The organism is Ruegeria sp. YTSC199 (genome assembly GCF_059609725.1).
In genome coordinates, this window is sequence record NZ_JBXWMF010000001.1 from 245,994 (window position 1) to 266,919 (window position 20,926).

Annotated in this window: 21 protein-coding genes; 10 read left to right on the plus strand and 11 right to left on the minus strand. The window is 58.9% G+C overall.

Annotation, left to right across the window (positions count from 1 at the left end; genetic code table 11):
* The first annotated feature begins 18 nt into the window (after window positions 1–18).
* The 3 genes from AC2FEE_RS01290 to AC2FEE_RS01300 all read left to right on the plus strand — a co-directional run bounded on the left by AC2FEE_RS01290 (window position 19) and on the right by AC2FEE_RS01300 (window position 3,617).
* A complete protein-coding gene (locus AC2FEE_RS01290; protein ID WP_496862528.1) occupies window positions 19–1,650 on the plus strand; it encodes an arylsulfatase in 1,632 nt (543 codons plus the stop codon).
* Between the two features lie 429 nt (window positions 1,651–2,079).
* Window positions 2,080–3,375 (plus strand): adenylosuccinate synthase, encoded by a 1,296-nt coding sequence (locus tag AC2FEE_RS01295; RefSeq protein ID WP_496862529.1) that lies wholly within the window; start codon window positions 2,080–2,082, stop codon window positions 3,373–3,375.
* A complete protein-coding gene (locus tag AC2FEE_RS01300; RefSeq protein WP_496862530.1) occupies window positions 3,375–3,617 on the plus strand; it encodes a DUF2842 domain-containing protein in 243 nt (80 codons plus the stop codon). Before AC2FEE_RS01295 ends, AC2FEE_RS01300 begins: the two co-directional genes overlap by 1 nt.
* 39 nt (window positions 3,618–3,656) lie before the next feature.
* Here AC2FEE_RS01300 and AC2FEE_RS01305 read toward each other — a convergent pair whose 3' ends face one another.
* Together AC2FEE_RS01305 and AC2FEE_RS01310 are read right to left on the minus strand one after the other, a co-directional pair.
* Window positions 3,657–4,217 carry a GNAT family N-acetyltransferase gene (locus tag AC2FEE_RS01305; RefSeq protein ID WP_496862531.1) on the minus strand — a complete coding sequence of 187 codons (561 nt, stop codon included), beginning with the start codon at window positions 4,215–4,217 and terminating at the stop codon, window positions 3,657–3,659.
* 182 nt (window positions 4,218–4,399) lie between these two features.
* Complete coding sequence (locus AC2FEE_RS01310) at window positions 4,400–5,977, minus strand: hypothetical protein (RefSeq protein WP_496862532.1); 1,578 nt, start codon at window positions 5,975–5,977, stop codon at window positions 4,400–4,402.
* Window positions 5,978–6,182: 205 nt separating this feature from the next.
* On the opposite strand from AC2FEE_RS01310, the gene AC2FEE_RS01315 reads away from it, so the two are divergent.
* Window positions 6,183–6,890, plus strand: coding sequence for a thiamine diphosphokinase (locus AC2FEE_RS01315; protein WP_496862534.1), 708 nt, complete (start codon window positions 6,183–6,185; stop codon window positions 6,888–6,890).
* Between the two features lie 33 nt (window positions 6,891–6,923).
* On the opposite strand, the gene AC2FEE_RS01320 is transcribed toward AC2FEE_RS01315, so the two are convergent.
* Genes AC2FEE_RS01320 through AC2FEE_RS01330 form a run of 3 tightly spaced genes read right to left on the minus strand, consistent with a single transcriptional unit; the run spans window position 6,924 to window position 9,433 of the window.
* Window positions 6,924–7,334 carry a GFA family protein gene (locus AC2FEE_RS01320; protein ID WP_496862536.1) on the minus strand — a complete coding sequence of 137 codons (411 nt, stop codon included), beginning with the start codon at window positions 7,332–7,334 and terminating at the stop codon, window positions 6,924–6,926.
* A gap of 22 nt (window positions 7,335–7,356) precedes the next feature.
* Entirely contained in the window at window positions 7,357–8,730 is a 1,374-nt protein-coding gene (locus AC2FEE_RS01325) for an L-serine ammonia-lyase (RefSeq protein ID WP_496862537.1), read from the minus strand.
* A 1-nt stretch (window position 8,731) separates the two neighbouring features.
* On the minus strand, window positions 8,732–9,433 hold the full coding sequence (locus AC2FEE_RS01330) for a glutathione S-transferase family protein (protein WP_496862539.1): 702 nt from the start codon (window positions 9,431–9,433) through the stop codon (window positions 8,732–8,734).
* Window positions 9,434–9,600: 167 nt separating this feature from the next.
* Here AC2FEE_RS01330 and rpiA point away from each other — a divergent pair, with 167 nt between their 5' ends.
* The 6 genes from rpiA to AC2FEE_RS01360 all read left to right on the plus strand — a co-directional run bounded on the left by rpiA (window position 9,601) and on the right by AC2FEE_RS01360 (window position 15,822).
* Window positions 9,601–10,386: a ribose-5-phosphate isomerase RpiA gene (gene rpiA, locus AC2FEE_RS01335; protein WP_496862540.1), complete on the plus strand. Its 786-nt coding sequence runs from the start codon at window positions 9,601–9,603 to the stop codon at window positions 10,384–10,386.
* A gap of 148 nt (window positions 10,387–10,534) precedes the next feature.
* On the plus strand, window positions 10,535–11,893 hold the full coding sequence (gor, locus tag AC2FEE_RS01340) for a glutathione-disulfide reductase (protein ID WP_496862542.1): 1,359 nt from the start codon (window positions 10,535–10,537) through the stop codon (window positions 11,891–11,893).
* A 71-nt stretch (window positions 11,894–11,964) separates the two neighbouring features.
* A complete protein-coding gene (gene hflK, locus AC2FEE_RS01345) occupies window positions 11,965–13,110 on the plus strand; it encodes an FtsH protease activity modulator HflK (protein WP_496862543.1) in 1,146 nt (381 codons plus the stop codon).
* On the plus strand, window positions 13,110–14,006 hold the full coding sequence (gene hflC, locus AC2FEE_RS01350) for a protease modulator HflC (RefSeq protein ID WP_496862545.1): 897 nt from the start codon (window positions 13,110–13,112) through the stop codon (window positions 14,004–14,006). Before hflK ends, hflC begins: the two co-directional genes overlap by 1 nt.
* Window positions 14,006–14,200, plus strand: coding sequence for a DUF2065 domain-containing protein (locus AC2FEE_RS01355; protein ID WP_170324515.1), 195 nt, complete (start codon window positions 14,006–14,008; stop codon window positions 14,198–14,200). The genes hflC and AC2FEE_RS01355 overlap by 1 nt, the downstream gene beginning before the upstream one ends.
* A gap of 185 nt (window positions 14,201–14,385) precedes the next feature.
* Entirely contained in the window at window positions 14,386–15,822 is a 1,437-nt protein-coding gene (locus tag AC2FEE_RS01360; protein ID WP_496862628.1) for a DegQ family serine endoprotease, read from the plus strand.
* A gap of 213 nt (window positions 15,823–16,035) precedes the next feature.
* Here AC2FEE_RS01360 and AC2FEE_RS01365 read toward each other — a convergent pair whose 3' ends face one another.
* The 6 genes from AC2FEE_RS01365 to AC2FEE_RS01390 all read right to left on the minus strand — a co-directional run bounded on the left by AC2FEE_RS01365 (window position 16,036) and on the right by AC2FEE_RS01390 (window position 20,834).
* A complete protein-coding gene (locus tag AC2FEE_RS01365) occupies window positions 16,036–16,704 on the minus strand; it encodes a Crp/Fnr family transcriptional regulator (protein ID WP_496862546.1) in 669 nt (222 codons plus the stop codon).
* Window positions 16,705–16,854: 150 nt separating this feature from the next.
* Window positions 16,855–17,460: an inner membrane-spanning protein YciB gene (locus tag AC2FEE_RS01370; RefSeq protein WP_496862548.1), complete on the minus strand. Its 606-nt coding sequence runs from the start codon at window positions 17,458–17,460 to the stop codon at window positions 16,855–16,857.
* 16 nt (window positions 17,461–17,476) lie between these two features.
* Window positions 17,477–18,379, minus strand: a complete 903-nt coding sequence (locus tag AC2FEE_RS01375) for an EamA family transporter (RefSeq protein ID WP_496862549.1) — start codon at window positions 18,377–18,379, stop codon at window positions 17,477–17,479.
* Window positions 18,380–18,382: 3 nt separating this feature from the next.
* The gene (locus AC2FEE_RS01380) at window positions 18,383–18,970 is read right to left on the minus strand and encodes a hypothetical protein (protein ID WP_496862550.1); all 588 of its coding nucleotides are present in this window, start codon (window positions 18,968–18,970) and stop codon (window positions 18,383–18,385) included.
* Window positions 18,971–18,973: 3 nt separating this feature from the next.
* Window positions 18,974–20,137, minus strand: a complete 1,164-nt coding sequence (ftsY, locus tag AC2FEE_RS01385) for a signal recognition particle-docking protein FtsY (protein ID WP_496862551.1) — start codon at window positions 20,135–20,137, stop codon at window positions 18,974–18,976.
* A gap of 58 nt (window positions 20,138–20,195) precedes the next feature.
* The gene (locus AC2FEE_RS01390; protein ID WP_496862552.1) at window positions 20,196–20,834 is read right to left on the minus strand and encodes a lysoplasmalogenase family protein; all 639 of its coding nucleotides are present in this window, start codon (window positions 20,832–20,834) and stop codon (window positions 20,196–20,198) included.
* Between the last annotated feature and the right edge of the window lie 92 nt (window positions 20,835–20,926).

Below are 20,926 nucleotides of genomic sequence, written 5' to 3' on the forward strand. Positions count from 1 at the left end.
CGCTGATGAAAGCTCAGTATGACCAGCAATAGCCCCCAGGGTAAATCCACCCGGCCCAATGTCATCCTGATCCTGGCAGACGACATGGGGTTTGCTGACCTTGGCTGCACCGGGTCTGAAATCCAGACTCCCAATATAGACGCCCTTGCGCGCGAGGGCTTGATGCTGTCTGCGATGTACAACTGTGCCCGCTGCTGCCCGACGCGGGCGTCACTGCTGACGGGGCTCTACCCGCATAATGCCGGCGTCGGACATATGGGCGCCAATCTGGGCACGCCTGCCTATCAGGGCTTCCTGCGCAATGACAGCGCCACCATTGCCGAGCATCTGCGCGCCAGCGGTTATGCCACATTGATGTCCGGCAAATGGCATGTGGCCGGCGATTTCGAGCCGCGAAGCGTGGACTGCTGGCGGGTGGGTGACGTTGAACACCCGACCCCGCGCCAGCGCGGCTTTGACCGCTTCTACGGGATCATGGACGGGGCCACCCATTTCTTTTCGCCGCATTACATACTGGAGGATGACAGCCGGGTCGAAACCTTCCCGGACGATTTCTATTTCACCGACGCCATCACCGATAAGGCTATCGGTATGATCGAAGGCGCTGTGGCGGATGAAAAACCCTTCTTCCTCTACCTCGCCCACACCGCGCCACACTGGCCGCTGCACGCCCACCCCGAGGACATCGCAAAATACGATGGAGTCTATTCAAGAGGCTGGGACCATATCCGCACCGCGCGCCATGAAACCATGAATGGTCAGGGCGTGTTCCAGCGCGGCTGGGAAATCTCGCCCCGCGACAGCACCGTACATGACTGGGAACAGGAACGGCACCGTGACTGGGAGGCCGGCAAGATGGCCACCTATGCGGCGATGGTGGATCGCATGGACCAGTCGATCGGCACGCTGGTTGCGGCCCTGAAACGGCTCGGACAATTCGACAACACGCTGATCCTGTTCCTGTCCGACAATGGCGGCTGCGCCGAGTTCATGGCCGAGGACGGTTGGGCCAAGTTCTACCCGGACAAGACCCATGACGGCAGGCAGATTACCATGGGCAATGTCACCGGTCTGCGCCCCGGCGATGCCCAGACCTTTCAGAGCTATGACAAGCCCTGGGCCAATGTATCAAACGCACCCTTCCGCCTGTACAAGCACTATGTGCATGAGGGAGGCATATCGACCCCTCTGGTGGCCCATTGGCCAAAAGGATTCAAGCCGCGCGGAGCGGCTCATGCGGCCTGCCATGTGGTCGATATCCTGCCGACCATCCTGGAAGCCACCGGCGGCGCCTATCAGTCAGAGGTGGGCGGCCATGAAATCCAGCCTCTGCAGGGGGAATCTCTGCTAGGCCTTATGAAGGGTAAGGACTGGCAACGCGAGCAGCCAATCTTCTGGGAGCATGAGGGCAATGCCGCCATCCGCCTGGGTCAGTTCAAGCTGGTTCGACTGCATGATTGCCCCTGGGAGCTTTACGACATCGAGGCCGACCGTACCGAGTTGACCAACCTTGCGGGTCGCAACACCGCCCTTGAGAAAGACCTGATCCGCCAATACCAGGCTTGGGCGGAAACCGTCGGCGTGATGGACTGGAACGAAGCGCTGCCGAAACTGCTGGCGGCGTGGGGAATGGAAAACGCGGATGGCTAAGCGGCCACTGAAGGTCCCCTGGTAAATGCTGGGTTTGTCCGCAGACTGTGAGTTCGCTAGCTCCTGATTTCGCAGCGGTAGCGAAAGTCCGGTCTGGAGAAGCTGCATCGCAGCGCTTGACGAGATCGGCAAGGTCAGGATTGGGCCGAGTTAACGTTCGCACTTGGGGCGAGCATTTCTCGACTGCAACTGAAAGTGCAGCTTTCGAGTGGGTAAAGGGGGCTGCCCCCGCCGCTCTTCCCGGGCGGCTCTCCCGGGATATTTTGGGGCCAGATGAACTGGGGGTACGCTCTTCATCTGGCCAATAGTGTCCCAGCCGGCGGCACCACGCGCGGCACGGTTCCTATCTGCGGCGAATTACCGGTTTCCCTGTCGCTTTGTCCTCGTTATACGAGCCGAGTTTGGTAATTCAGCGCAAAAGGACCGGATATGGCCAATGTGGTTGTTGTCGGCGCCCAGTGGGGTGACGAAGGAAAAGGCAAGATCGTCGACTGGCTCAGCGAGCGAGCAGACGTGATCGCGCGTTTTCAGGGCGGGCATAATGCCGGTCATACGCTGGTCATTGACGGTGAGGTCTACAAGCTGCACGCGCTGCCCTCGGGCGTGGTGCGAGGTGGCAAGTTGAGCGTCATCGGAAACGGTGTCGTGTTGGACCCGTGGCATTTGATCAAGGAAATCGGAACCATCCGTGCGCAGGGCGTCGATATCTCGCCTGAAACGCTGATGATCGCCGAGAATACGCCGTTGATCCTGCCCATCCATGGTGAATTGGATCGCGCACGCGAAGAGGCCGCCAGCAAAGGCACCAAGATCGGAACCACTGGCCGTGGCATAGGCCCAGCGTACGAAGACAAGGTTGGCCGCCGGTCTGTTCGCGTCGCAGATCTTGCCGACGAGGCCACGCTTGAGGCCCGCGTGGACCGTGCGTTGCAGCACCATGATCCTCTGCGCAAGGGGTTGGGGATCGAATCTGTTGACCGGGACGCGCTGATTGCTCAGTTGAAAGAAATCGCGCCGCAAATCCTGCCCTTTGCCGCTCCGGTCTGGAAGGTTTTGAACGAAAAACGCAAGGCGGGCAAACGTATCCTTTTCGAAGGGGCACAGGGCGCGTTGCTGGATATCGATTTTGGCACCTATCCCTTCGTGACCTCGTCCAACGTGATCGCCGGTCAAGCGGCAACAGGTGTAGGTATTGGTCCGGGGTCGATCGATTTCGTTCTGGGCATCGTCAAAGCCTACACGACCCGTGTAGGTGAAGGCCCGTTCCCGACCGAGTTGGACGATGCAGACGGCCAGCGCCTCGGTGAGCGCGGGCATGAGTTCGGCACCACTACCGGGCGCAAGCGCCGCTGTGGTTGGTTCGATGCCTGCCTGGTGCGCCAGACCTGTGCGACCAGTGGCGTGAACGGAATTTCTCTGACCAAGCTGGACGTACTGGACGGGTTTGAGACGCTGAAGATCTGCGTCGGCTATAATCTGGACGGTGAACGTCTGGGCTATCTGCCCACTGCTGCCGATCAGCAGGCGCGCTGCAAGCCGATTTACGAAGAAATGCCAGGGTGGAGCGAATCCACAGAAGGCGCGCGCAGCTGGGCTGACCTTCCCGCCAACGCCATCAAATATGTGCGCCGCGTCGAAGAACTGATCGAATGCCCCGTAGCCCTTCTGTCCACCAGCCCGGAGCGGGACGACACCATTCTGGTGACTGACCCGTTTGCTGACTGATGGGTGACGACGGGAAGACCGGCCTCAGCTACAAGGCCCGGCGCCGCTGGTCGCTGGTGCTGCTGTTGATTGGGTTGCCGGTCTATATCGTGGCGGTGGTGACAATTGTGAATTGGCTCGACCGCCCGCCAATCTGGCTGGAACTGCTGGTCTATATCGCTTTGGGTATTGTCTGGGCGCTGCCGTTCAAATTTGTGTTCAAAGGCGTCGGCAAAGAAGATCCGGATCAGCCGCTTGAGTAACAGGTCCAGACGCTGCCCGGGGCGACGGCTTGGGTCAATTCACCCCGGATGCCGATCCGGCCCGGGCCAACTGAGGATTGCGCGTGCCATTGCGTAGTACTCGCCCGAAATCTCTTCAGCAACGCTGAGCGGGGTAGGCCAGGGCGCGGTCAGAGTTGCCTGAATCTGCCCTGTCATCAGGTTCAGGTCTGCATCATGCTTTGCGGCCAAGCGGCGCATTTTCTGGTTGGTGGCCAGACACACCATGTGCACTTCGCGAATTCCGCGGTTCCGGGCAGCTGTGATGATCCGCGAAAACAGAGCATCCCCGATGCCGCGATCCTGCCACGCGGTTTCGACAGTAAAAGCGGCCTCGGCCACATGCGCCTGATTGTCAGGCAGAACGCGCAACTCCCCCACGCCGCGCAGACAGGAATCCGGAAACGCGCCGAAGATCAATGCCGCGTTGCCAAACATCCCGGACAAATAGGTCTGAACATATGCGGCACCGACCGGAGCACCAAAACGCGACGTAAGAGCCTCGGTATCCAAGCTGTTGAAATGACTCTCTATTTTAGATCTGTCGTACATCCTGAGGCGTCGAATAGGCAGTTCATACATGGTGTGGCCCTTGTTTGAACGGGAGCTGGATAAGCTGTCACCCTACGCCTGATCGTACCATTTTTCTGCGACGCAGCATAGCGGGGCGCCTGCAAATGAAGAAAAAGGGAAAAGCGGTACCTTTGTGCAAGAAAAATGGGCCGAAGAAATCTCCGGCCCATCGTCAATAGATTTCGTTGGGATTACCCTGCGGCGCGCGCGTCATCCGGGCGGAACCCGATCTGAGTCGAGGCTGCGAAACGCCCACCGCCTGCCTTTTCGATCTTGCCGTCGCGCAGCAACTGGCCGAACGAACGCAGGCTTTCCTCACGGTTGAATTCATCTTGCTTTAGCGACCGAATCTTGTTCATCAGTTGCGGGCGCGAAAACTGCTCCTGCCCTTCGATGAAGGACAGATAGGCGGCCGCCGCTTCCAGCAAATCCGGTAGTGATTGCGCACCTTGTTCCTGAGCGAACAGGGCAAATCCACCTTCTTCCGCAGCACCTTCCTCGCCCTCGGCCTCGGATGTCACGCGACGGGGGGTCACCGGTCCGGCATCCTTGGTCTGGTTGTCGATGCGCTGTTCAGCCACCAGCTTGAGCGGCGCCGATGTATCATTGGTCGGGCGTTTGCTGGTGACCTCTACTTCTGGACGGCGCGGGCTGACGACCGAGGACAGATCGCCGCGGTAGTCCTGATCACCATCCTTCTGATCGGTCTGACCTTTTTCACTGCGTTCGGCCTCGGTTACTGCAACCGCTGCACGCAACTGAGAGTAGGCTTCACGATTGTTGTTTGTGTCCGGGTTGTCCAGATGCTCGCCGACCTTGTCCATCAGGCGCGAAACATCATGTTCCAAGTCCGGTTTCTCAGCGTCCGAGGTGCTGGCACGATCGGCCAAGATGGATTCCACACTGGAAATCTCATCCAGCAGTAGGACCTCGTCCTTTTCCGTCATGACACCTTCAGGTGCGGCCGCAACGGGTTCTACGTCAGTGCTGGCATCGCTGAGTATGTTGGTCATCTCATCGCCTTCAGGCTCGCTCTCATCGTTCTCATCGCTCTCGTCGAGATCCGAGAACAAGGCATCTGATGTGGTGGCTTCGTCTTCGACTTCTTCCGCTATTGCCGCAGCCGGGGTCTCGGGTTGGGTTTCAACAGCCGGAGCGGCAGATTCTTCGATCTCGACCTCGACCTCGATTTCAGTGGCCGAGATATCCGGTTCGATTTCCAATGTCGGTGCGGCAGGCTCTTCAGCCTGTGACATTGCCGGTTCAGCTTCGGGGGCTTCGGACAGTGTGTCGACCTCTGCGGAGGTTTCCAGATCAGTCGGGTTCAGCGAACCGGCCGCAAATGCCGCCGCGACCGCGTCTGACGGACCGGTCGTGCTTTTCATCAGGGCCGTTTCCTCGTCCTCGGTGTAGATGACCGAGTTTTCTTCGGAATGGGATACGACGGCGCGGATGCGCTGTAGCTTGGCGGCGATGCTATCACCGGCAGGGGGGGGCGAGTCCTCGACGGCTTCGGCGTCGGTGAACACGGGTTGAGTGGGGGGCGAGGGGGGGGGAGTGTTGATAATGTTAAGGTCCGGCGTGTTGGTGGCGGGTTCGTTTGTAGCGCGGATAAGCAGGCCGGCGTCGCTCTGGCTGGTTTCGACCTTGCGGGACGCATCGCGCTGCGCGATTTTCGTCAGCATTTCTGTGTCAGGTTGCGGAGGTTCAGAACCGAAAAACCGATCATCGGCGGCAAGATCGCGAAAGTATTCCGTAATCGCTTTCATCGTCTCAAAGGAATCGTCAAAACCTTCTAAAGTGCACGAGAAGGTTCCATAGGAGACGGTTAAAACCTTGTTATTCTGTACCATCAGACGCACGTCCTTTACAAACTACAAGAGCCATTCACCCGGCGACGGGCACACCTATGGCTCGCAACTCTCAGCATGAACCTATCATTTTGTGGTCTCAATGTGTCCAAATCCGGGAAAAATGATCAATCTTCAAAAAAATATCCAAATTGTGCTCTCTGAGGCGCCAATCGGGCTGGTCGGGGGCGGTGAAATCGGACCCGATGACCTGAATCTGATGCTTATTCGCGTCAATACCGTCGTGGCAGCGGATGGCGGAGCGATTCCAATTATGGATTCGGGGCGGACGCCGGACGCGGTGATCGGTGACTTTGATTCGCTGAGCAGCACGTATCTTGATCGGATTCCTGCGGACCGCCTGTTTCCTATACGTGAACAGGACAGCACGGATTTCGACAAGGCTCTGCGCAGCATCGAAGCGCCCCTTGTGCTGGGGGTCGGGTTTCTCGGCGGTCGGCTGGATCACCAGATGGCAGTTCTCAATGCTCTGGTACGGTTGCAGGATCGGCCGTGCATCCTGTTAGGAGAGCACGAGGTCGTTTTCCACGCGCCCCCGCAGATCGGGTTAAACCTTACGCCAGGCGATGTGATTTCATTGTTTCCGTTTCAGCGCGTAACCGGCCACTGCACCGGGTTGGAGTGGCCGATCGACGATCTGGTGCTGGAACCGAATGGCCGCGTTGGTACATCCAACCGGGTCATGGCGGATGTGGAACTGACCGTGGACGGTCCGGGCCTGTTGGTGATGGTCCCGCGCGAAGCTTTGGATCAGGTCATGCAGGCGTTTCTGTCGGGTCGGACTAGGCGCTGGCCCGCCCGCGCTGATTGATCTCGGGGCAGATCGTCTTGCTGCGGACCGCGCTTAGGGCAGGGGCTGGACCTTGGTATAGTCGGGCCCGATGCAGGTGGGCAGGTCGTCGCCCAATTTCAGCCAGCACAGCTTTTCCTCATGCGCCACGTGCAACGTGGGTTCCAACTGGCTCGGGTCCTCCAGCGTCGCCACGTACAGGTGCAACACGCCCGACATCGATTGTGAGCGGAATGAGATAGGCGTACCGCAGTTCGGGCAAAAGCTGCGCTCGACCCCGGGGGAGGAGTTGAAAACTTTCGGCGCGTCGCCGGTCCAGCGCCACTGGCCGTCGCGTACGCCGAAATAGGTCGTCATCGGAGCAGCACACTGCCGTCTGCAACTGTCGCAATGGCAGGTGACGCAGGACAGGGCCGGAGGATCAACCTCGTACCGAATGGCGCCGCACAGACAATGACCCCGCATGGTATCCCCTCCTGTCGTTGTATCAGCAGTTGGGTACGTTCACCGCCAGACCACCCAAAGACGTCTCCTTGTACCTTTCATGCATATCGTGACCAGTTTGTCGCATGGTTTCGATCGCTGCGTCCAGCGGCACGAAATGCTGACCGTCGCCACGCAGCGCCAGTGAAGCCGCTGAAACCGCCTTGATCGCCGCCAGACCATTGCGCTCGATGCACGGCACCTGCACCAACCCTTTGACCGGGTCGCAGGTCATACCAAGATGATGCTCCAGCGCGATCTCGGCGGCGTTTTCCACCTGTTCCGGTGTACCGCCCATCACAGCGCACAGACCTGCCGCAGCCATGGCCGAGGCGCTGCCGACCTCAGCCTGGCACCCTGCCTCGGCGCCCGAGATCGAGGCGTTGTATTTGACCAGTCCGCCGATGGCGGCGGCGGTCAGCAGGAAATCCTCAACATGGCTTTCCGAGGCGCCGGGCACGTGGTCGAGGTAATACCGCAGCACTGCAGGCAGCGTACCCGCCGCGCCATTGGTCGGTGCAGTGACGACCTGACCACCGGCGGCGTTTTCCTCGTTCACCGCCATGGCATAGACGCTCATCCAGTCATTAATGGTGTGCGGTGCGTTCAGATTCATGCCGCGTTCGGCCAGGAGAGCTTCGTGAATGCCTTTGGCGCGACGTCGCACGTTCAGGCCGCCGGGCAGTATGCCGTCGGTCTTCAGGCCGCGTTCAATGCAATTGTTCATGACCTCCCAAAGGCGCGCGGAACCCTTCGCAAAACTAATAGGGCAGCCGCGCGCGACTTCGTTTTCGCGCTTCATCTGGGCGATGCTCTTGCCACTGGCTTTTGCCATCTCCAGCATCTCCGCAGCCGAATGGAACGGGTAGGGCACGGCCGGGCCGTCATTGGTGTCCTTGCCCTCGGCCAGCTCCTCTTCGGTCAGTACAAAGCCGCCGCCGACCGAGTAATAAACCTGCCGCAGGATCACGTCGCCTTGCGCGTCGGTTGCCATCAGGATCATCCCGTTGGCGTGGCCGGGCAGGTTGTGGTCGTAGTCAAAGATCAGGTCGGTCTTGGGGTTGAAATGTAGTGTCGGCAGACCTTCGGGTGTAACCGAATGGGTATCGGCGATCTCGGCCAGCGCGACCTCGGCCCTGTCGTTGTCATAGGTGTCGGGCACGAACCCGGCCAGCCCGAGAATGGTGGCGCGGTCAGTGGCGTGACCCACCCCGGTAAAGGCCAGTGAGCCGTGCAGTGAGCCGCGCAGGCCTGCGAATTCGAACGGCGACGCACGCATCAGGTCCAGAAACCGGGCGGCCGCAACCATCGGCCCCATGGTATGAGACGAAGACGGGCCGATGCCCACTTTGAACATATCGAAGACAGATAGAAACATGTCAGGTAGCTGAGCCTTCTTGAGGAGTAGCGTAACTCGGGGATGTGAATGGTGTAACCCCCAACCCTTCGGCTGCGGTTGCGGCTTGGGTTGCGGGGCGGGTTTCAAGCCGCGTCAGGATCGATTGCAGATGAGGGGTATCCGACAACTGAAACCAGCTGCGGTCGGCGCTGGCGGGGTAGAGCGCCATCCACCGCATCTGGCAGGCCAGATAAATGGTCAGAACCGAGGGCTGCTCAGGGTGCAGCCAGTTTGGTGCGTTCTCCGCCTCAGCATCCAATACCTGTAAATGTCGGCGCAGGCGCGGACGGATACCTGCGCGCAGATTGTCGGCCTGCGCGGCGTCAATGTATTTCTCGGCATAGAACAGAATGCGGAGGTCCGCGTGCAGCGTGTTCGATGCAAAGAACAGCCATTTCAGAAGTGCCGCCCGTTCTGGGGCTTCGGGCGACGGGGCCAGGTGCCCGTGTGTATCAGCCAGCCACAACAGGATGGCCGCCGTTTCAAAGATTGGTCCCTGTGGGGTGTCCAGCACCGGAATCAGCCCGTTTGGGTTCAACTGCCGGTAGGCTGCACTGTCTTGCTCATACCGGCGGCGGTCAACCAATACGGCATCATAAGGCAGGCCCATCTCTTCCAGCGCCAGTCTGATCACCAGAGAGGCGTTGTCGGGGGCATAATGCAGGCGATAGGGCGCGTTCATGAAATCTATGTATATCGTCGGAGCTACCGCGAAAGCCTCGATTGCGACGTTTCCAATCGGAAACGCGTATTTTCGAGATATGTTTGCGCGCCAGTGGGTCGAATTGGCTCTCGCAGTCGGCGTTTGCATTCCGTATAAACCCTACAGCAATACAGGGAAACGCTGCCATGACCCGAGATATGTCCCCCATCGACAAGGCCAAATATGTCGCCGCCCGCCGTGCCGCCGATATGGTTCAGGATGGGATGCGCGTCGGGCTGGGTACCGGATCGACCGCCGCTTGGATGGTGCGTCGTTTGGGTGAGAGGGTGCAAAACGAGGGGCTGCAGGTCAAAGGGGTTCCGACCTCGATCCGCACCGCGCAACTGGCCCGCGAGGTCGGAATCGAGGTGGTCTCGCTGGATCAGGCCGGATGGCTGGACCTGACCATCGATGGCGCTGATGAGTTCGACGGTGAGCTGAACCTGATCAAAGGCGGCGGCGGCGCGCATCTGCAGGAAAAGATTGTGGCAACGGCGAGCGATCAGATGGTTGTGATCGCCGATGCCGGCAAAGAAGTTGAAACGCTGGGTGCGTTCCCCTTGCCGGTCGAGGTGATCCCATTTGGCTGGCAAACTACGCGGACGCTGATCCAAGAGGCCTTGGACACGATGGATGTTCTCGGCAACTCGGCGATGCTGCGGATGAACGGTGAGGCGCCTTTTGTTACCGACGAGGGCAACCATGTTCTGGACCTGCACCTTCAGCGTATCGGCAATGTTCGCCAGCTGGCTCTGGTGCTCAATCAGGTGCCGGGTGTGGTCGAAAACGGATTGTTTATCGACATCTGTGACAAGGTTGTGATCGGCCACGGCGATGGCCGGGTTGAACTGCGCGATATCAATGCCGGCACCACCGAACTGGACCAGTTGGTTGAGAGTGGCGACAATCTGTTCTCGGATTTGGCCGATTGAGACCTGAAACTGACGCCACAGCGGTAGCGCAAAACACACTTCGGGGCGGTGCCTTAAACAAAGTTTACACACCGACAAGGGTTGGCAGCGCGTCTTTCGACCCCAGATAATCATCGAATTTTGGCCTGACGAAATGAAGGAACTCAGGATGAGCTTTGACTATGATCTGTTCGTCATCGGAGGCGGCTCGGGCGGTGTCCGCGCGGCACGTGTGGCAGCCGGTGAGAACGGCGCCAAGGTGGCACTGGCCGAAGAGGACCGTTATGGCGGAACTTGCGTCATTCGCGGCTGTGTGCCGAAAAAGCTGATGGTCTTTGCCAGTGAATACGCGGATATGGTCAACGATGCACAGGCCTATGGCTGGGATGTTAAACCTGGTGCGTTCAACTGGGACATCTTCCGCGGCAAGCTTTACGCCGAGCTGGACCGGCTGGAAGGCATCTATCGCAACATCTTGAACAACAACGGCGTCGAAAGCTTTGATCAGCGCGCCCATGTGGTCGATGCGCATACGGTCGAATTGGCTGATGGCACCCGCAAGACGGCCAAGCACATTCTGGTCGCTACTGGTGGCCGTCCGGTCGTGCCCGAGTTTCCGGGCTCGGACCTGGCCATCACGTCAAACGAGATATTCCACCTGGAGAAGCTGCCCGAAAGCATCCTGATCGTCGGCGGTGGCTATATCGCAAGCGAATTTGCCGGGATCATGAACGGGATGGGCGTGAAAACCACTCAGTTCTATCGCGGTGCGCAAATCCTGCGCGGGTTCGATGAAGAAGCGCGCGGGCTGATCAGCGAAGAGATGTGCCAAAACGGCATTGATCTGCACCTTGGTACAAACGTGCTTGAGATGAAAAAGCAGGGCGACAAAATCTGGGTCAAAGCCACCAACGGAACCGAACAGGTTTTTGACGTGGTCATGTACGCCACCGGGCGTGCGCCAAATGCAGACAACCTGGGCCTTGAAGCAATCGGCGTTGAACGTGGCCGCAAGGGCGAGATCGTGGTGGATGAATACAGCCAGACCGGAGTGCCGTCGATCTATGCCATCGGGGACGTGACCGACCGCGTGAACCTGACACCAGTTGCGATCCGCGAAGGCATGGCATTTGTCGAAACCGTGTTCAAAGGCAACCCGACACCCGTGGATCACGAACTAATCCCAACCGCGATTTTCACTCAGCCGGAATTCGGCACCGTGGGCCTCAGCGAGGAGGAAGCCGCGGCGCAGGAACCGATCGAGGTTTATGCAACTTCTTTCAAGCCGATGCAGAAGGCCTTCGCAGGCGGGACGCAGCGTGTCTTGATGAAGCTGATCGTCAGCCAGGCCACCCGCAAGGTGCTGGGTTGTCATATCGTTGCGCCGGGCGCGGGCGAGATGATCCAGCTGGCGGGGATTGCCGTAAAGATGGGTGCAACCAAGGAAGATTTCGACCGCACAGTTGCCGTTCACCCGGTCATGGCCGAGGAACTGGTAACACTGCGGCAACCTGTGCGCACTGCTTGATTTGCAAGTACGCGTACACAAGTTACAAGGGAAACCGTGATCACACGGTCCAACACAAGGAATAGATACATATGGCGGGCAACAGCGGTGGCCCCTGGGGGGGCGGAGGCTCCTCGGGTGGCGGAGGAAATCGGGGTAACAACGGGGACGGGCGCAAGCCCCCCGAAGGCGACGGCCCGCAGATCCCCGAGATCGATGAACTAATGAAGAAAGGCCAGGAACAGCTGCGCGTCCTGATGGGCGGCCGCGGTGGTTCAGGCCGAGGTGGCAACGGTCAGGGCTCTGGCGGCGGTGGCCCCATCTTCACAAAGGGTACGGTTCTTATTGGTGTCGTCGTCGCGGCGGTATTGTGGGGGGCGGCCAGCTTTTATACGGTCAAGCCCGAAGAACAGTCGGTTGAGTTGTTCCTCGGCGAATTCTCGGCCATCGGAAATCCGGGTCTGAACTTTGCGCCGTGGCCTTTCGTTACCGCCGAAGTCATCCCGGTCACCCGCGAACAGAACGAAGATATGGGCGGCGCGCGCGGCAGCGATGATGGCTTGATGCTGACCGGTGACGAAAACGTGGTCGATATCGATTATCAAGTCGTCTGGAACATCAACGACCCTGCGAAGTTCCTGTTCAACTTGCGTGATCCGCGCCAAACGATCCGTGCGGTGTCGGAGTCAGCGATGCGCGAGATTATCGCTCAAAGCGAGCTTGCACCGATCCTGAACCGGGATCGTGGTGTTATCGCAGATCGCTTGCAGGTATTGATCCAATCCACGATGGACAGTTATGATTCAGGGATCAACATTGTCCGCGTGAACTTTGACAAAGCCGACCCACCGCAGGATGTGATCGCGGCCTTCCGAGACGTTCAGGCTGCTGCGCAGGAACGGGACCGGTTGCAGAACGTAGCCGATGCCTATGCGAACAAGGTATTGGCAGAAGCGCGCGGTGAAGCAGCCCAGGTTCTGGAAGAAGCCGAAGCCTATCGCGCTCAGCAGATTAACAGCGCACAGGGTGAAGCCAGCCGATTCAGCGCAGTTCTGGAAGAATACTCCAAAGCACCCGATGTGACGCGTAAGCGTCTGTATCTGGAGCGTATGGAGCAGATTCTGGGTGACGTTGACAAAATCATTCTGGACCAGAACTCATCCGGGCAAGGGCAGGGTGTTGTGCCCTATCTGCCGCTGAACGAGCTGCGTCGTAGCCCTGCCGGGGAGAGCAACTGATGCGTAAATCACCCATTATCCTCATTCTTGTCGTGATCCTTGGCGTCGTTGGCCTGTCTTCGATCTTTATCGTTGATGAACGTGAACGCGCGCTGGTCTTGCAGTTTGGCCGTGTCGTCGCGGTCAAGGAAGACCCCGGGCTAGCGTTCAAAATCCCAGTGATTCAAGAAGTTGTCCGCTATGACGACCGTATCCTGTCGATTGACGTACAGCCCCTTGAGGTGACCCCTCTGGACGATCGGCGTCTGGTTGTCGATGCATTCGCACGTTACCGGATTTCAGATTTGAATCAGTTCCGTCAGGCCGTTGGTGTCGGTGGTATCCCGGTTGCCGAGGATCGCCTGGATCGTATTCTGCGGGCCGAAACCCGCGAAGTGCTGGGTTCGGTTTCGTCCCGTGACATCCTGAGTTCGGACCGTGCGGCGCTGATGCTGCGCATCCGAAACAGCGCGATTGCCGAAGCACAGGCTTTGGGCGTGACTGTAATCGACGTGCGATTGAAGGCGACCGACTTGCCACAGGCCAACCTTGAGGCGACATTCGATCGCATGAAGGCCGAGCGGGAGCGTGAAGCAACAGACGAACGTGCCCGCGGTAACGAGGCGGCGCAGCGTGTGCGTGCGCAAGCTGACCGGACGGTGGTCGAACTGGTGTCAGATGCGCGTCGTGAGGCCGAAATCACCCGTGGTGTAGCAGACGCCGAGCGTAACGCGATCTTTGCCGAAGCCTACGGCGCGGACCCGGAGTTCTTTGAATTCTACCGTTCGCTGACCGCGTATGAGAATGCGTTGCAGGGCGGCAATAGCTCGTTGGTTCTGAGCCCGGATTCCGAGTTCTTCAACTACCTCGCTTCGCCGACCGGACGACAAGCTCCGGCTGCTGCGGCCTCCGAATAATGGGGCTGATCCTTCTGGCTTTCGGGCTGGTATTAATTGTCGAGGGGCTGGCCTATGCGCTGGCCCCTTCGCTCATTGAACGTATGTTAGAGGCGCTGCGGTCGCTTCCCGAACAGGCGCGGCGGCTGGCGGGGCTGCTGTGTGTCGTCAGCGGTCTGGTGTTGCTTTGGGGTGCGTATCAGGTCGGGTTTTAGTACAGTCATTTCAATTGCCGGTGATTTCCCCGCGATCCCGAGTTGCGGGCTTGGACAAACTGACTACATTGGTTGCTAAGAAGGGTTGCCGAGGGGCGGCAACAGAAGAATTGTCGACAAGGAGTTCCCAAGTGCAGGCACAAGCACGAAGTATTTCCGTCCGGCGGGACGATAGTGTTGGTTTCATGCGGCTGATGTGGCTGGCTTTTGCGGGGATGCTGCTTGTTCTGGCGCAGACCGTCGCTGCGCAGGCGCGGGGCGAAAGCTTGGCGCCGCTGGCCGAAAAGATTAGTCCGGCGGTGGTCAACATCACCACCACAACCCTGATCGAAGGGCAGACCGGGCCGCAGGGGATTGTGCCCGAGGGCTCTCCGTTCGAGGACTTCTTTCGTGAGTTTCAGGACCGCAACGGTGACGACGATAACCGCCCGCGCCGCAGCAACGCGCTGGGTTCTGGCTTCGTGATTTCCGAGGACGGCTATATTGTCACCAACAATCACGTCATCGCCGAAGCTGACGAAATCCTTGTGGAATTCTTCCCCGGTGACGGGCAACCCATGAAGGAACTGCCGGCCAAAGTGATTGGTACGGATGAGAAAACCGATATTGCGCTGCTCAAGGTCGAGGCCACGAGTCCGCTGCAATACGTGAAATTCGGCGACAGCGACATTGCGCGCGTTGGCGATTGGGTGATCGCTATGGGCAACCCGCTCGGGCAAGGGTTTTCGGTCTCGGCGGGCATTGTCTCAGCTCGAAACCGCGCGCTGAGCGGGTCGTATGACGATTACATCCAAACCGATGCGGCCATTAACCGGGGCAACTCGGGTGGTCCTCTGTTCAACATGGATGGTGAAGTGATCGGCGTGAATACCGCGATCTTGTCACCTAACGGTGGTTCGATCGGGATTGGCTTCTCGATGGCCTCTAATGTGGTGGTCAAAGTAGTCGATCAGCTGCGCGAATTCGGTGAGACCCGCCGCGGCTGGCTGGGCGTTCGTATTCAAGACGTAACCGAGGATATGGCCGAGGCGATGGGGCTGGACAAGCCCGGCGGTGCGCTGATCAGTGACGTGCCGGATGGTCCGGCCAAAGAGGCGGGCCTGCTGGCCGGTGACGTGATCCTCAGCTTTGACGGTGTCGAGGTCGAAGATACACGCGGTCTGGTCCGTCAGGTTGGCGAAACCACCGTTGGCAAATCGGTTCGCGTGGTGGTCCACCGTGACGGAGGCACCCAAACCGTTCTGGTGACACTGGGCCGGCGTGAGGACGCAGAGCGCGCCGAAGACGCAGACGAAGAATCGCCGGACGTTCCGGCCGAGGAAAACGCCGATGTTCTTGGTCTGACCATTTCGCCGTTGACCGATACGTTGCGCGCGGATCTTGGTCTGGATGCGGATGCTGAAGGGCTGGTTGTGACCGAGGTGGACGAGGCGTCCGAAGCCTTTTCCAAGGGTCTGCGCGCCGGTGACTTGATCACCGAGGCTGGTCAACAGAAGGTCAGCTCGATCCAAGATCTAGAGGCACGCATGGACGAGGCGCGCGAAGCAGGGCGTAAATCGCTGCTGCTGCTGGTGCGCCGCGGTGGCGAACCCCGCTTTGTGGCGCTGAGCCTTGGCGAGTAAGTAACCTGATCAGGAACGAGATAAGGCCGGAGCTGATGCTCCGGCCCTTTTTTTGTGCTGTGAGGTAATGAGCCACGCACCGGGGAGGTGCGTGGCTCTGGTACAGGGAGAGGTCAGTGGACAGATATCGGGGATGATTCTCTGACCTCCTACGGTAACAACTATGACGATAGGCTTAACGCCACTCATGGTCTGTGAAGCAGGTCACAGGGGTCAGATCAGGTCGGATTCGGCCAATTCCCGCAGCGCTGCGAAATCCTGAATCATCAGCCCGCCGCGCGACGCTTCAACCACGTTATCGCGTTTCCATGTGGAAATGGTTTTGGATACCGCTTCCCGCGTGGCGCCCACGAACTCGGCCAGTTCGCTTTGCGACAGGGTAATCCGCTTGGATGGGTCATCCTGCAATTCCGACAGGTGCAACAACTTGCGGGCCAGGCGGATCGGCATCGGCAGAAAGACCTGCTCGTTCAGTTGTGATCCCATCCACCGCATGCGCAGGCCGGCCAGACGGATCAGATCAACCGCAAGGTCGGGATGTAGCCGTATCTGATCCATTACATCGCCTTGCCGCACCCGCAACACGCGTGAATGCTCGGCGGCCGCAATGGTGGCAGTGCGTGGGCCGCTGTCAAACAGGGCAATCTCGCCAAAAATCTCCCCGGGTCGCATCAGGGTCAGTGACAGTTTCCGTCCGCTCATGGCCAGAAAGGAAACCTCGAGCGTGCCTTCGAGAATGGCAAAGAGGGCATCGCCTTCGTCGCCTTGCTCGAACAGAACCTCTCCACGTTCCAAAGTTATTTCGGTCGCCTGCGCGGAAAGCATGGCTTTGAGTCTGTCAGATGCCTCGGACAGAAAGCCGCTGTCTGGAAAAGCCGTCATGAGTTTCTGGTGCTCCGGCTGTGAGTGGTGCCACAACTTTCCACAGCTTTGGCGTTTAGCCAAGGATTTTGTCTGTTTGTTCCTGTGTTACGTCTGGGAACAAACAAGATTTCGTTGTCGCATGAGGCGAAAGGGGACGCGTATGTTCCCCTACTGATGGTCAGGATCGTCCATGTAGCTTTGCAGCAGATTGAATTGCAGCATCAGGAACACCATCAGTGCGATAGGGAACCCGAAGGTTTCGATCTTGACCCAGAGGTCGGTCGACATCGTGCGCCAGACGAATTCGTTGGCCACTGCCAGAACGGCAAAACAGCCGCAAAGCCGTCGGGTCAGGATCATCCAGCCCTCGTGGCGCATCGGCAGCATCTCGTCCAGGACATAGGCGAGGTAAGACTTGCCCTGCAGGAGGCCGATGCCAAGGATCACCGAAAAGAACCCGTAGACAAGCGTGGTTTTCATCTTGAAAAATCGCTCGTCATTGAACCATGCAGTCAGGCCACCAAAGAAAATGACCATGAATGCCGTGAATATTTGCATCCGGCTGAGCTTGCCGGTCAGGTACCAGAGTATGCCCATGGCGGCCAGCATCAGCGGGACAAAGATGATTGTGGCGACGATAAAGCCGGAATACTCAATGCCGCCGATCAGAAAACTGTCGTCACGCAGACGCAGGTAAATGAAGAAGAACGCCAGCGGAGGGCCAAGCTCCAGCACCTGCTTCAGAAACGGGTTGATCTCTTTTTTGCCTGTCATAACGGTTTCCTGCTGCTTACCCGCCCATTTCAACTATTACGGCGCCAAGTGCAATCAATGCCATCAACCCGATCCGCCTTGGGCCCACGGTTTCTTTTAGAACCAGCCAACCGATCAGGGCGGCAAAGACTGTCGAGGTTTCCCGCAAGACGGCGGCTTCGCCGACCTTGTCGAGTCTTGTGGCCAGCATGATGGCTCCGAAAGATAAGGGGGCGATGATGCCGCCGGCCAGTCCGCGCAACATCAGCGGACCGACGGCCGGGCGGTTGATCATCGCCCGCCATCTGAGGAAGGCATAGATCGGCATTGCCGCCCCGTCGATCATGAAGAACCACGCCAGAAAGGTGAAGGGGTCAGCGGTGGCGCGGATGCCGTAGGCGTCGTAGGTGGTGTAGAGAGCCACGAAAAGACCGGTTGCGACGGCCAGCACCAATGCGATGCCCAGCGTTTCGCGGTTGGTTTCGAGGAAGCGAAAGTTATATGCGGCTAGCCCGAAAATACCGGCTAGCAGGACGGCCACACCGAACCATTGGGTGCTGGTAAAGGTTTCTCCGAACAGAAGATAGGCGCCGATGACGGTGAACAGCGGGCCGGTGCCGCGGACAACCGGGTAGACGACAGTGTAGGAGCCCTTGGAATAAGCCATGGCCTGCAGAGTTTTGTAGGCGATGTGGATTACCCATACGGTCGCAAAAATCGGCCACATATAGGGTTCGGGCCAGGGCACCACGAAAAACGCGAAGGGGGCGGCCAGAAGACAATAGCTGGCGTCGATGGCGCCGCGCGACATCCATGGATCGTGGCGACCTTTTTGCAGGGCGCCGAAAACCGCGTGCAGGAAGGCTGCCATCAGTGCAAGCCCGAGGGCGAGTTGGTGGCCTGCTTCGGTGCCTTCCAGAGAAATCAGCCAGTCACTCAATTCTTAGACCGGGAAGATGAAATTGTTGACAATGCCTTCGACCGTTTCGACTGTGTCCAAACGATCTACCAAAAAGAAGATACGATGTCGCGTCGCTTCACCGACACGAACGTTTGGGAGCTCTTTGCAAAAAACATCACTGACAGTGTCATGTGACTTCAGGTAGTCGACAGCTGAATTCGGATCTCCTGATACGTCCACGAAAAACTTGAACTGTGTCCCAAGTCGTTTGTGAACCTTGAGCCTCACTCGGATTGGACCGCCGTTACCGGTTGGCCTTTCAGGCACCCGAATGATCTTGTTCTGCAATCTTCCGTGGTAACGCTCTCGATCGCTAGCAAGCTGCTCAAGGTATTTGTCGTTCCCGTAGCGAATAACAAGCAGGTTGAGGTTGGTGATACTCTCCGGCGCTTGGCCCTTAGGATTTAGCTCGAATTCGATTTGATGTGTTCGCAGGGATAGTAAGAAATAAAGTTCTTGAGCGATTTTCCGTGCAAAAGTCCATACAACGCCTGCGATTGCCACCAGTAAGGTGACATCAAAGTAGAACTCAAAAGACCCAAATTTGGCTATCAAATTATCAAAGACCAAAAGCTACCTTCTTTCCAATCCAGTCAGCGCGGCGGCAAATTCTTCAGGATCAAAGGGGGCAAGGTCGTCGATTTGTTCTCCGACGCCGATGGCGTGGATGGGCAGGCCGAACTTGTCCGCCAATGCGACCAGCACGCCACCCTTGGCGGTTCCGTCGAGCTTGGTCATGACCAGACCCGAGACGTCGGCCAGATTGCGGAAGGTTTCCACCTGGCTCAGCGCGTTTTGGCCCGTGGTGGCGTCCAGCACCAGCAGAGTGTTGTGCGGCGCTGTATCGTCCACCTTACGAATGACGCGGACGATTTTGGCCAGTTCCTCCATCAAATCAGCGCGGTTTTGCAGGCGACCTGCAGTGTCGATCATCAGAAGGTCGGCTCCGTCTTCCTGTGCTTTGGTCAACGCGTCGAAAGCGAGGCTGGCCGGGTCGGACCCTTCTGGCGCAGTCAGGACGGGAACGCCAGCGCGCTCGCCCCAGACCTGAAGCTGTTCGACTGCGGCTGCGCGAAAGGTGTCGCCGGCTGCGATCACGACCTTTTTGCCGGCCGATTTGAACTGGCTTGCCAGCTTGCCGATCGTGGTGGTTTTGCCCGAGCCGTTCACACCAACGACCAGCACTACCTGCGGGCGTTTGGGGTAGATGGGCAGAGGCTTGGCAACCGGCTCCATCACGCGTGAAACTTCCTGTGCCAGAAGCTGTTTGATTTCCTGGGTCGAGAGTTTGCGGCCATAGCGGCCCTCGGCCATGTTTGCGGTGACGCGCAGGGCAGTATCGACGCCCATGTCCGAGGCGATCAGCAGCTCTTCGAGCTGTTCCAGCATGTCGTCATCCAGCGTGCGGCGCATGGCGGCTTTGGCCTCGCTGCGACCGAACAGACGGCCCAGCACGCCCTTGGAGGGCGAAACCTCGGGCGGGGGTGGGGCAGGGGTCGGATCAACGGGCGCGGGCTCAGGCACCTCGACCGGCTGTGGTGCCGGTGCGGGTTCCGGCACTTCGGGGACCGGTTGCGGAACTTCCGGCACGGGTTCGGGCTGCGGCTCGGGCTCGGGGATGATCGGGTCGGGGCCGGTCGTTTCCTCTCCGCCGTCTTCGACGATAGCCTCAAGCCCCTGTTCGAGGCGGGACGAGGATTTGAACAGCTTGTCCTTGAGCTTTGAGAAAAACGCCATTTTTGGTCTCCGCAGGTGTTCTCTTCACCTAATGCGGATTTGCGGCAGTTGCAAAGGGTCAGAGAAAGGCAATCAGCAAACCAGCCTGCGCACCCCAATAAAGCGGCCAGACCAGATAGGGCGTGATCCTCAGGGCGGGGTGGTTTGCGGGCAACAGGAACTTTTCGGTAGCCAGGATCAGGTCAGATGCGATAAAGGCCAGGGCCGCAGGCAGGGCCCAACGCAGGCCGCCGGTTTCTGGCAGGGCCAGAACGGTAATGCCCATCCCCAGAATGATCGGGATATAGCCCAGCACCGGGCCTTTGAGGTCTCCGGCGCGCGGCGCCAACAGGGTGGCGGCAATGATCCCTAAGATAATGAGCGACCAGAAAAAACCGGGTTTGTCGAAGATCAATGCGGGGTCGCTGGCGGGATGTGTCAGGAACAGCGCGATATAGGCCAGATGTCCGGCAGCAAAGGCTCCGATACCCGCAATGAAGGTGCTGTCCGTCTCGCGCGACAACAGCGCGTCGCCAAGGGCGCACAGGGCTAGCGCCAAAACCAGTAAAAGCGGCGCTGCGTCCAGCAAGGCAATCACGGCCAGCAGGGCCACCGATGCGGTTTTCAACAGCGACCGCAATGCGCTGGCCGGACGCGGCGACAGGGGCATATAGGCCAGAGCACAGATACCTGCGAGCCAGAACATAGCGGTTGTCATGAAGTCCCCTCCCGTTTTTCGCAGCATGTTACGGGTTGTCGGTTCACCTCAACCGGTGACGTCAAGGCAGGTGGTTGTGCGGAAATGGCAAT